The 11336-nt window shown below is 42.5% G+C and carries 8 protein-coding genes; 3 read left to right on the top strand and 5 right to left on the bottom strand.

Annotated features, from left to right (window positions below; all coding sequences use genetic code 11):
* Positions 1–88: 88 nt before the first annotated feature.
* The 4 genes from truB to G3KMM_RS02270 form a co-directional block, all read right to left on the bottom strand.
* A complete protein-coding gene (truB, locus tag G3KMM_RS02285; protein WP_129605039.1) occupies positions 89–778 on the bottom strand; it encodes a tRNA pseudouridine(55) synthase TruB in 690 nt (229 codons plus the stop codon).
* A 40-nt stretch (positions 779–818) separates the two neighbouring features.
* Positions 819–3434, bottom strand: coding sequence for a hypothetical protein (locus G3KMM_RS02280; RefSeq protein WP_129605036.1), 2616 nt, complete (start codon positions 3432–3434; stop codon positions 819–821).
* Positions 3435–3539: 105 nt separating this feature from the next.
* Positions 3540–7064: a hypothetical protein gene (locus tag G3KMM_RS02275; RefSeq protein WP_129605033.1), complete on the bottom strand. Its 3525-nt coding sequence runs from the start codon at positions 7062–7064 to the stop codon at positions 3540–3542.
* A 104-nt stretch (positions 7065–7168) separates the two neighbouring features.
* Positions 7169–8212, bottom strand: a complete 1044-nt coding sequence (locus tag G3KMM_RS02270) for a hypothetical protein (RefSeq protein ID WP_129605030.1) — start codon at positions 8210–8212, stop codon at positions 7169–7171.
* Between the two features lie 156 nt (positions 8213–8368).
* Here G3KMM_RS02270 and mutM point away from each other — a divergent pair, with 156 nt between their 5' ends.
* Both mutM and G3KMM_RS02260 read left to right on the top strand, forming a co-directional pair.
* On the top strand, positions 8369–9328 hold the full coding sequence (gene mutM / locus G3KMM_RS02265) for a bifunctional DNA-formamidopyrimidine glycosylase/DNA-(apurinic or apyrimidinic site) lyase (RefSeq protein WP_129605027.1): 960 nt from the start codon (positions 8369–8371) through the stop codon (positions 9326–9328).
* On the top strand, positions 9329–9964 hold the full coding sequence (locus G3KMM_RS02260) for a DNA polymerase III subunit delta (protein WP_129605023.1): 636 nt from the start codon (positions 9329–9331) through the stop codon (positions 9962–9964).
* A gap of 56 nt (positions 9965–10020) precedes the next feature.
* Here G3KMM_RS02260 and rpsT read toward each other — a convergent pair whose 3' ends face one another.
* Positions 10021–10353, bottom strand: a complete 333-nt coding sequence (rpsT, locus tag G3KMM_RS02255; RefSeq protein WP_129605020.1) for a 30S ribosomal protein S20 — start codon at positions 10351–10353, stop codon at positions 10021–10023.
* A gap of 99 nt (positions 10354–10452) precedes the next feature.
* On the opposite strand from rpsT, the gene G3KMM_RS02250 reads away from it, so the two are divergent.
* Positions 10453–11259, top strand: coding sequence for an undecaprenyl-diphosphate phosphatase (locus G3KMM_RS02250; protein ID WP_129605017.1), 807 nt, complete (start codon positions 10453–10455; stop codon positions 11257–11259).
* Positions 11260–11336: the final 77 nt, after the last annotated feature.

The following is an 11336-nucleotide window of genomic DNA, read 5'->3' as shown; positions in this document are numbered from 1 at the left end:
CTGTAACGTTGATAACAAAGATAAGAGCCAAGAAGCCGATTAACAGCTTGATAGCAATCAGAATAAAATCATCCATATTTTCCTTTCATTATTTATTGTTTTCACCTATAAAATCGGACAACTTGACAGCATTTTTAATCTGGTAATCGCCAACTTGAGTACGTCGGAGAGCTGTCAGATAGGCGCCAACACCGAGAACTTTACCAATATCCTCGCCTAGAGTTCTAATGTAAGTACCACTCGAAACATGAGTTCTAATGACGAGTTCAGGATAATTATAACTTAGGATTTCAAGAGAATAGATTTCTATCTGGCGAGTGGGCATCACAACATCTTCACCACGGCGAGCTAGTTGATAAGCGCGTTGGCCATTGATTTTTACCGCTGAAAAAGCTGGGACAGTTTGAGTGATTTGTCCAACGAACTGACTAACGACAGCTTTGACTTCTTCAAGTGTGGGTACCTTTTCTGTGTTTTGTTCAGTAATTTCGCCTTCGGGGTCACCTGTGGTACTAGTTTTACCAAGACAGATAGTTGCCTCATACCATTTATCAAGCTTTAGAAACTGATTTGAGAGTTTGGTGGCCTTATTGGCAAGAAGAATTAACAGACCGGTAGCAAAGGGATCAAGAGTGCCCGTATGTCCAACTTTCACCTTCTTCCCTGCCTCCATCGAGAGACGACGGCGAACTCTTGCGACTACGCCAAAAGAACTAAGTCCAGCTGGCTTATCTATAAGGATAATATCCTGTGTTTGTTGACTATCTTGAGTATTCATTACTAATGATAATAGTGAAAAACAATAAGTCTGTCAAAATTTAATAGGTGCCTGGGATACGAAAGGCAGAAGGATCGACTGGAGTGGTGGGCGCTTGAGGGGCTGGTGAAGACTGAGGGGTCGGAGCTGGGGCGGACTGAATTGTCGGGGCTTGAGGAATTTGAGGAGTTGGAGTGACCTCCGGAGTAGGCTCAATAATTGGGGGAGTTGGGGTAGCCTGAGGAGCAACCGGCGGCAATGGCATATTAGGAATAGTCGGTTGCATAGAGTAACTGCTCTGGATTGGAGTAGGTTGAGCTGGCACCACTGGTGCTGGGGCTGGAGGTAAGAAAGCTTCAGGCTGTAGAAAATCTGGAATAGGAGTACTAGTGGCCGGTGGGGTGGCTTGGATAAAATCTGCCATTGGGTCGACAAGAGTAGTCGGGACTGGCTGCGGGTTCGAAGGTGGTTGGGCGGTCAAGGATGACTGGAGGCTTGACGCCGACTGCGGTTCTGGAGCTGGTTGTAGATTTGGGGCTGGCTGCGGTTCTGGAGTTGGCGCAGTTGGCATCGTTGGAATGGCTGGAGTTGAATATTCTGGGATAGTGTTTGTATATTCAGGGTTAGGGTAGTTGGTATTCTGTGGCATAGTAGGCATGGCTGGAGCCGACAATGTTGCAATATTTTGACCAGGAATATAGTTTACAATTGGCTGCTGGCCAACAGAAAGAGGATGAGTTGGGGTTGGTTGGGGATTTGGCACTGGTTGTTGTGACAGCGACTGATTAATGTAGTCTCCTTGGTTAATAAGACTTTGGTAGCCAACTGGGTTTTGGATGGGTGACGGCTCAGCGAGAACTTCATCCATGAGCCGACTCATATCTTCCCCGGATTCTATGACAGGATCAGAAATGGTATGGCCTACAATATCTGGACTGGACTGGAAGGGCAATGGGTTAACTGGAGGAAGTTGAGATTGCATTGAAGGGACCGAAACTGGCTGTTCAGGAGGAAGTGGCTGAGTGTATTGCTGAGGTTGGAACTGAGGAAATGGTTGAGGTTGTGGCTGTGGTTGTGGTTGAGATTGAACTTGCGTCTCAAACTGGGCTTGTGCCTGAGGTTGCATTTGTGGCTGTGGTTGAGGTTGTGGTTGGAACTGCATAGAAACCTGCTGGTTGTCATAGGTTTGTGGCTGGGCTTCTGGTTGAACTTGAGAAAACGGCTGGGCTTGAGGAGTAGCCTGAATCTCTGGAGCAGGTTGAGCTTGTGGGGTAACTTGGATTTCTGGAGTAGGTTGAGCTTGTGGGGCAACCTGAGTTTGTGAGATAGATTGGATTTCTGGGGCGACTTGAGCCTGCGGAGTTGCCTGAGTCTGTGAATCAGGAGCAACAACAAGATTATCAGTTTCCTGACTTGTGTTGGTCATGGATGCAGTCATACGAGCCAATTCATCCATTACATTACCAGTAGTAAGCGGAGTGGTAGAGAGACTCAGCTCTTCACTTGGAAGATTTGGCAGTTGAGAAGTCTCAGAGGATACTTCTTGGTTATTCTGGAGATTAGCAGTTTGAGCGAGGTTTTGATTAACGAGCTCCTCAAGTTCCTTGAGGCCAGTATCAGGATTAGAATCAGAAACAGTTGGAGTATCTACCGTAGCTGGAGTACCTGCGGTAGTTGAAGTATCTGAAGAGGTTGGAATCTCTGAAGTAATAGGAATGACTGAAGAGGTAGAAGTCTCTGGAGTAGTAGGGACGTCTGAAGAGATTGGAGTCTCTGAAGCAGCAGAAGCATCCGATGTAGCTAAGTTCTCTTGAGTGGCTGGAGTCTCTGGCTTAAGGATATTAGCAGAGATTAACTGTTGATCGGCACCAGCCTCCATTAATTTTGAGGCGACAGCCATAGTGGTTGGCTTGGTGCGATTATTGGAAAAGCGTTCTGTGGCAGAGAGAATACCTGTTAGTAGAGCGGTTGCAACCTCTTGAGAAAGCTCGGTAATTTCAAGTTCTTTAAGGAGGTCATAAACCATTTCGCAGACGGAAGATTTTTCAGGATCACTCCACTCAAGATCAGCAAAACGACCTGGCAAGCCCGAGGTAATATTGATTGCGCTGGCGTCATGCATGATGCGACCATATTCTGAAAGCGCAGAATCGATTTCGGTGCCAGCATTAACATTGAAGACAATCACAAGGTCAACATTGTAGTCACCGTAAGAATATTCGAGATCCTCCTTTTTAACCTGTCCCTTGTACGGAGTAATATAGATTTTCACGTAATCGCCATCAAGCTTGTAAGTGAGGTGGTCGGCTTTGGATTTATTCAACGCAATAATGAAGTCTTGTAAGCTACTGGTGTCTTTTTCGAAGGTTTCTTCGGGCTTTAGAAATTCAAGGGCATTTGGGGTTTTACCAGAATAAATAGCTGTAACATGCTTCTTCTGTTGATCTAAAACAATGGCGAGAGCAATAGCAGCAGACATCTCGTCGAGATTGGGGTCCTTAGAGAGAGCAATGAGAATATTTGCGCCACGCTGGATTTTTTCAGCAACTTTTTCAGGTATTTGCTGTGGATCGATGCCAAAACCTAAAGAATCTGGTCGCGGAGCTTTAGTGCTTGAAGAAGGACCAGATTGATTACTGGTAGCATTTTTCGTATTGTTTTGCGCGCTTACATCCATTGTTTGTGTTGACCTAATTTATTTAAATTTAACATAAGAATTATATTTTGACAAGCAAAGAGAAGGCAGAACAGGGCGGATAATAGGGGGGGAGTGGCCTGACTTTTAATAGCGTGGGGCCAGTTCCCTTTGATAAACAACTTCCGCGATACCAGAACGCTGAGCCTGCCCGACACCCCAATAATAGGCGTCAGAGCGGAGGTTAAAGATCTCGGCTGGAGCAACGGAGCCATCGCTGGAAATGGCATAATATCCACCTTCATGTTTGTCATATCTAGTACCAAGAACACGCTGGTCGGCAGGAATACCAGCCATTAATCCACCGCCGTGGTTTGCACCACCAGTGCGTTTTAAGGTAAGACTCTTGGCAAAAACTGGTCCATTAAAGATGATGGTTTCAGAACATTGCTCGGCAGATGGCTCATTAACATCACTACAAGTATTGAGGTTGTTAGAAGCGTTATCTTCGTCCAAAATCAACCAGGCGTCTACACGATTAACCTTGCTTAAGACATTAATGTTCTTTGCGAAAATGAGGATTTGTGGAAGCTTAGTGATTGATTCAGTAGAGACGTCGGTGTAGGCCGCCTGTTTGGTGGAGGTTTCATATTGACAATTATTACCACCAAAGGCCGAATAACAGAGATTCTGATCAATTGTTAGAGTACCATCAACATAGAGTACGAGAGTATTATTTTGTTTATCGGCAGTAGTGATAGTCTTATATAGTGTGTCGTAGGTACGGAAAAGAGTGTCTGTTGCCTTAGGATTATGATCTGGTAGTTGGATCTGCGATAGATTGACGTCACCTCGAATATAGGTGTTTTGCAAGCCTGTATCGTGCGTGGTGATTTTTAGGCTACTATTTTTAGCAATATTATCGCGATACCTAGCTTTTAGGCGAGACAGCAGGCCGGAAGGTAATCCATAAACTCCAGACTCTCCAATATTTTTTCGGTTTGCAATAGTAAGGTTGTAGATATTGTTTGATGGGTTAGAGCCGCCGGTTGGTAGATTATAATTATAGCCTTTTTCATAGCCCAAAGAAGCACCGGAACCAAAACCATAGACACGGCCACCAGCAACTACATGGTATTCATCCCAGGAACCAAAGACTTTCTCAGCGGCACTTGGATACGACGAGAAGCTTTGCCCAGGAGTTTTGCGACTGACGGCAGTCTCGATTTGACCATTGGTAAACATACCACCACCCCAAACTTGGAAGTTTGGTTTTTTAGCGATTGTCACACAGGAAAGGTCAGAAACATTAAATTTAGTCTCATCACCGCCCGAAATAGCAGGACCTGAGATATTATTATCGATAGTGTTGGTTGTAGTGTTGTGCGAGGAAGCTGGCCAAATGGAGGTGGCGGTACAGTATTTATAGCCCACATATTCACCGTTATCCGGAACCGTGCGAGAGAAAATATCTGAATCTTGATCACTACCATTATAATTACCTTCCGGATTCATCACGCCTTTAACCGCTTTGACTAGGTGACAATTATCAGAACCGTAGTAACGACAAACATCTTGATCGGAACGATCACTACCAGAAAGCGTATGAAGACTGGTGTGAGGCGGAATTAATAACTCATAAATACGGAAGGTTTCTTTATCGGAAGTATGAGTGGCGTAAGGATTTTTAGCAACCATGGTATTTGAGCGAGAAAGAATGTGGTAGGAGCCACTAATATTTACTCGTTCACCACTGAAGACTACGTCGTCTGAATCAATAGAACTTGTTACATAAGTGTTGAAGTTGTATGGAGTAACAACACTGGCCTTTGTTGAACGTTCGCCATAGTCTTTTGAGGAGACTGGATAATGGACAGAACGAGGACTACTGGTTTTATATCTAGTTCTGCTTCCCTCTTCACAAGAACCATCGCCTTCACATGTATATTTATAACTTCCCCATGAAGTACCCTTAAGTCTTGGGCCACCATTTGGATAAACAATAGCATGGTTTCCGGGATGCCCATTTAGGGCCTCGTCTTTAACTTCGCTAATACCTACAACATCTTCATTAGCTATGGAACCATTTGAATTTCTACTCTCAAAAATACCAGCTTTCTCATAAGGCTTATCTGTCTGCTGTTCACTTTTAGCAGAATTAACACCACAGCTACATTCACCACTAACTTTCGTTACGGAGCTAACCCAAGATTTGACATCATTATAGAAAATACCTTGGGAAATTTTATTACCTACCTCGGTGCTACTACCAGTCTGAGTAGCGGAATTACAATTTGAGATACCTGAGGCAAAGCCTGGAATCTGGAAGCCATTGGTGATTGCACGATTATTATTCTGGATAAAGATTGGGCTGTCGCAAGAATATGGAGGGTTGGGAGAGGAAGGAGATTCTGTATAAAAACCGTAGTCGGCAGAGATTATCCCTGCACCCTGGATTGCATTTTTACTTTGAGTATGGACACTTCTAGTATTTCCATCGGCTAGAGCAGAATCTTTGAACAGATAGCGATTATCCCCATCATCGTTACGGGAAGCATACAAATTAAAATGGTTTGGCAGGCCTGGGGAGCCTGCAGTAGCTGTCAGTGTCTTATCCGATTTATCTAAGCCTGCAGCTACGCCTTGAGCTGGATAACATAGCGCATGACGGAAACGAATCGAGTCGCCTGGACGAGCGAGGACAAGTGACTGCCATTTTTTAAACGATTCCGTACCTGTATAAGACAGGTTCACCACTTGAGAAAGTGCGGCGGTATTACCCTTATAGACGGAACCAACTACGCCTGGGACCAGGGCGTTACAGATATCAGGACCCTTTGGCTTACAAGTTGGGTCATCGAGAGAACAGTCGCGTTTTCTCTCGTTATTATTACAAGTTGGATCGGTGTTTGGGTCACAGTCTGGTTTTTTATTTTGATCACAGGTTGGATCGTTTGGGTCACATTTTTTTTCTGGCTCACCATAAGAGCAGAACCAAGAGAATTCACCGTCATCCCATTTAAGATCATTGCGTTTTGTATAGTCAAGATATTTTTGAAATTCTTTTTCGGCTTTATCATATTCTACATGATATGGGCCAGCGCGATTAACGTATTTTTTTTCTGGCGAGATAGTATTCTCTCCCCTATTGGTTGGACCCTTATAGTGAGGAAAATGAAAATAGGCAAATTTATTAGGGCCATAAGCATCCCCAGTAGGCGTAAAGACTGGAGCGTTATTATGATATCTATGAGAAATAAAAGCATAGACGCCATCCGCCTTACCACAACCACGGATCATTTGAGAATCACCTGCATAATCTAAATGCCTGGCACTTTCTTGATTAATTACTGGGATACCTCGCCGAATAGCCTTATAGCTAATAGAGTCTGGGTCGGTGATTAAATTTCTTTCTAACAACTCCTTCATAGTAATATAAACCCATTCACCGCCGCCGCCTTGACTATTACCCTCTCCACCAGTATTCCAGCTACTGTAGCAGATATTCTTGGGACTACTGCCGCAGCCAGAAATTGGAGCAGCTGTACCGCCTGCAGCACCACCCCCCTCTGCGAAAACTGATGAAGAAAATAAGAAAGAAAAGAAAAATAGGAGACAAAGAAAGAAGGAGGGGAAAATTCTATAGTGTTTCTTAAGAAGATTGAAATACATGCTTTAAAATGCCTCTTTATGGGTTATTTGTTTTTAGTATATAACCTAAAGCGGAATTGGTCAATTTAAAAGCGCCTAGATAACTAGGCGCAAGAGTGACTATGTCAGAAATCCTTAAAATAATATAACCCTGTAAAGTGGTTAGGTATGTCCCAATCACTAACATCAGTTGCTTTAGTATAAGGATTTTGGAGATAATTTCTCATAGCTTTCTCCAACATCTCCACCTGGATGAGATACATATAGCTATTCTCAGATCCAGTAATCTTCACTGTTGGAGCATTCGCTATCTGATCTATATCAATACAACCTCTCCACTGGATAATTCCCTTACCCTCGTGGACATCTTTTACTATAAACACCGTTTTGGCGTCATTAAGATACCTACCATTAGTACTGGTCATATCATTACTTGTAGTAAAAAATAACCAGAGACTGAATTCATCCAAGTCTGTAGGAATATATGGAGGATTCTCCATATAATAATTAGTAAAATCTAATTGCATTCCAGTAACTACGTTATTCCTCTTGTCATAGTCGGTATAGACATGGAGCTTTGTAGTCTGCTCTTTTTTTCTCGCAGAAAATTGCTTTAAATATCCGTAGACATCAAAGCTTCCATCCTGTCTCCAAAATGGTTTGGTCGACCATAATGGATAACCGGTATCTGGATTGATTTCAGGATAAATAAAACTCTCCTGCCTCATCTTCAACCAGCGTGCGGCGCCAGTAGAGCGGACACACTGATAGATAGTTTTATCAACCTCGACCTCAAAGTTACTCGTGACGTAACTTGGATCTTTCGCTACACCATCAGGACCCAGATAATCTGCCCTTGGAAAAACGGTCATCGGGTTATCCCTGCCGATCTCCTTTTGAGACTGGGCTGCCTGATCTGTCGGAGACTGATCCTTTAAGCCGGCATGTGCCTGCTCAGTCTGGTCTCCTTGTTCTTGAGAAGAAGTTTCAGAAGAAACTTGTTGTGTTTCGTTCTCTTTCTTCTCGTCTGTCTTAATCTGCTCTTCTGCTAACTTTGCAGCAGCACCTGTAGCATTCCTCTTTACTACACCTGCATATGCTGGTGTAGTAAGAATCATGCTCACGCAAAGAGCTAAACTTGTTGCCATAACTACTAGATTCTTCTTCATAGTCTTCCCTCCTTTTCAAAGAACCCTCGGGGCCTATTCCCCGTAGTTGCCGTGATTCTACAATGTTTTATACATATAGTCAAGCATTAGAATTTTTAAGTGATTATATTGCGTCTTTTTATAGAGACTTTCCCTAAATTAAGATAGAATAGAGGTATGCCAGAATTACCAGAAGTTGAAACAATTCGAAGAGGACTAAATAAATTTATCCTCAATAAAAAAGTGTCATCAGTAAAAATTTTATGTGATAAATCCTTCATTGGTCCAAAGGAGGCAATATTAGGCCAGAAGATTATTAATATTCGACGCTTTGGAAAAGCCTTGATTTTTGATTTTGAAAACGGTGTATCGATGATGGTGCACCTAAGAATGACGGGGCAATTAATTTTTCGTGCCAGCGGCGAAGAATCGGGCCGAAATTATCTTGAGATGATTGAGGCGGGAGATTTTAAGACCACTCTATACACAGAAAAAAGCTTTGCCGGCGGACACCCAAATGAAAGCTTTTATAGTGAGTTGCCAAATAAGCAAACGCGGGTTTTATTTGAAATTTACGAAGAGGACGGCGCAGACTCGGGGACGAGTCAAGCTATAGGGACTCTATATTTTAACGATCAGAGAAAGTTTGGGTTCTGTAAAGTAATTGAAACCAGCGAGGTTGAATCGGATAGCTTTATTAAGAAACTCGCCAAAGAACCATGGGTGATGAGCGTGGAAGAATTCAAGAAGAACCTGATGCGCCATAAGAATGCCGAGATTAAACCAACAATTTTAGACCAAAGTGTGGTGGCAGGACTTGGAAATATCTATGCTGATGAGGCGTTATATATGACGAAGATACACCCTGAAAGACTCACCTCGAGTCTCAGCGATACAGAAATTGCCGAGCTGCTAGAAGCGGCTGGTGTGGTAATGCAGCGCTCGATTGATTCTGGTGGAAGTACAATGGCAACCTATGTCAAAGCGGACGGGACAAAGGGTAATTATTTGGAAAAATTTGCACAAGTATTTCGTCGGGAGGGTGAACCTTGCAATCGTTGTGGTGCGGAAATTATTAAATTGAAAGTGGCAGGTCGTGGCACACATATTTGTCCAAACTGCCAGAAAAAGTTTTAAATGATTTATTTAATTGATGGCGATGATCGCAAAAAAGCAGAACAAGCAGCACGCGATTATTTGGGAACAGATATTGAGGTAATTGATGCTGACAACCTAGAAAAACAGGAGCTAGTTTCAATTTTTCAAGGCACAACTCTTTTTATGGAGAGTCGCCATATTTTGATTAAAGATTTGAGTTTGAAAAAAGAGCTATTTTTAGAACTTCCGAAGTTTCTACAAACCGAACACCAAGTAGCGATTCTAGAGCAAAAACTTGATAAACGCAGTGCGACTTATAAGGAACTGGCGGAGGTGGCTAAGGCCGAGCCTCAGAAGATTAAGATAGAGAGTTTTAAACTACCAGAACAAGTGGATACTTTTTTGGTTTTTCGAGTCTTTGACATTGCATTGACCGACGGAAAGAGAGCGGTAAAATTAATGCGCGAGGCGGAGGAAGATAATAATCCTTATGCGACAATTGGGGCTTGGACGAAAAAGGCAGTTGACCTTTTTGCCTCTAAAAAGAATGCAGAAAAAGAGCGTAGGATTCTAAAGAGGCTGGCCGAAATTGATATGTTGCTAAAACAGACTAACTTCTCCAAAGAACCTTGGGTTGTCTTAGAAAGTTTTTTGATTGAATTATCAAGTCTATAAAATAGACACAGGGTATAGGGGATAAAAAATAGGATCGCTCGGATCCTATTTTTGAATTATTTTGCAGATTTTTTGACGGTCTTTTTGGCTGCAGGTTTTTTTGCAGCAGCTTTCTTCACAGTCTTTTTTGGAGCTTCGGTAGCTTCAGTTTTTGCAGCTTTTGCAATCTTAACTAAGTTTGCTTTACGACGAGAAGCGGTATTCTTCTTCAAAAGACCCTTCTTAGCGGCCTTATCGTACTCAGACTGAGCTTTTGAAAGATTTTCAGGAGTAGGATCAGCCTTGAAAGCCTTAAGAGCGGCCTTAATAAACTTTTTAATTTGTTGATTCTGCGCAGTGCGTTTGACTGCTTGGCGTGCTGCCTTTTTTGCAGATTTGATAATCGGCATTAATTTAATTCCCTGTGATTTTTAATAATATTCTTTTGACATATTATACATGATATTTCAAGATTGTAAAGAAAACAGATTATTAGCTATAATGCTAGTATGAATGTAATCGAATCACTTGTACTAGGATTAACACAGGGGCTGACCGAATTTATTCCAGTCTCTTCATCTGGACACCTAGAAATTGTACAAAAATTATTGGGCGCGGGAAGCCGTGCGGAAGACTTTCATTTCTTTTTAGAATTGATCAACTTTGGTACACTACTTGCTCTTTTAATTTATTATCGCAAAGAGATTCTAAAAATCTTAAAACAGGTTTTTGTAAAACGCGACCTACATATGACATTGAATCTTTTAATCACTTCCATTCCAGCCGGAATTATCGGCCTTCTATTATCCAAGTTTATTGAATCACAGAGCTTCTTCTCAAGTCTCACCACGATTGCGATCGCAATGGGCACGGTCGGTCTGGTGATGATTTTCGTAAATAGCCTGCCACACCTTTCAGAAACTGATGAAAATAAATTACCTCACCATAGAGCTTTAGTAATTGGTCTGGCACAAGTATTTGCTTTAATTCCAGGCGTTTCGCGTTCAGGTTCAACGATTATTGCCGGCCGTGTGATGGGCATGAAATCAGCAGCGGCAGCTAAATACTCTTTCCTGGCTTCCTTACCAATTATGCTGGCGGTTTGCGGAAAGTCACTGATTTCTAGCTCGAGCCGTGCCTATATTGGCGCAAACTGGCAGATGCTACTGCTTTCAAATTTCATTGCTTTTGTCTCAGGCTTGATTGCCTTAAAGGTCGTGATGAAGTTCTTCAAAAAAGAGAGTTCAATCCCTACTTTTGGTTACTACCGTGTTATTTTAGCTTGTATTCTACTAAGCATCGTACTTTTCTTTTAAAAATTGTTTCATTGCTTTTGTCTCAGGCTTGACTTAAAGAATGCCTAAAAAATCTACACGATTTGTGTAGATTTTTT

The sequence above is a fragment of the Candidatus Nanosyncoccus nanoralicus genome (assembly GCF_004138405.1).
Lineage (GTDB): Bacteria > Patescibacteriota > Saccharimonadia > Saccharimonadales > Saccharimonadaceae > Nanosyncoccus > Nanosyncoccus nanoralicus.
Note: the sequence above shows the minus strand (reverse complement) of the source record. Positions and strands in the feature narration are given on the sequence as shown.

What these genes read in the sequence shown, in the direction of transcription:
- G3KMM_RS02280 (WP_129605036.1), bottom strand. Translation starts at nt 3,434, where the DNA reads ATGGATGTAAGCGCGCAAAACAATACGAAAAATGCTACCAGTAATCAA.
- mutM (WP_129605027.1), top strand. Translation starts at nt 8,369, where the DNA reads ATGCCAGAATTACCAGAAGTTGAAACAATTCGAAGAGGACTAAATAAA.
- G3KMM_RS02275 (WP_129605033.1), bottom strand. Translation starts at nt 7,064, where the DNA reads ATGTATTTCAATCTTCTTAAGAAACACTATAGAATTTTCCCCTCCTTC.
- rpsT (WP_129605020.1), bottom strand. Translation starts at nt 10,353, where the DNA reads ATGCCGATTATCAAATCTGCAAAAAAGGCAGCACGCCAAGCAGTCAAA.
- G3KMM_RS02250 (WP_129605017.1), top strand. Translation starts at nt 10,453, where the DNA reads ATGAATGTAATCGAATCACTTGTACTAGGATTAACACAGGGGCTGACC.
- G3KMM_RS02270 (WP_129605030.1), bottom strand. Translation starts at nt 8,212, where the DNA reads ATGAAGAAGAATCTAGTAGTTATGGCAACAAGTTTAGCTCTTTGCGTG.
- G3KMM_RS02260 (WP_129605023.1), top strand. Translation starts at nt 9,329, where the DNA reads ATGATTTATTTAATTGATGGCGATGATCGCAAAAAAGCAGAACAAGCA.
- truB (WP_129605039.1), bottom strand. Translation starts at nt 778, where the DNA reads ATGAATACTCAAGATAGTCAACAAACACAGGATATTATCCTTATAGAT.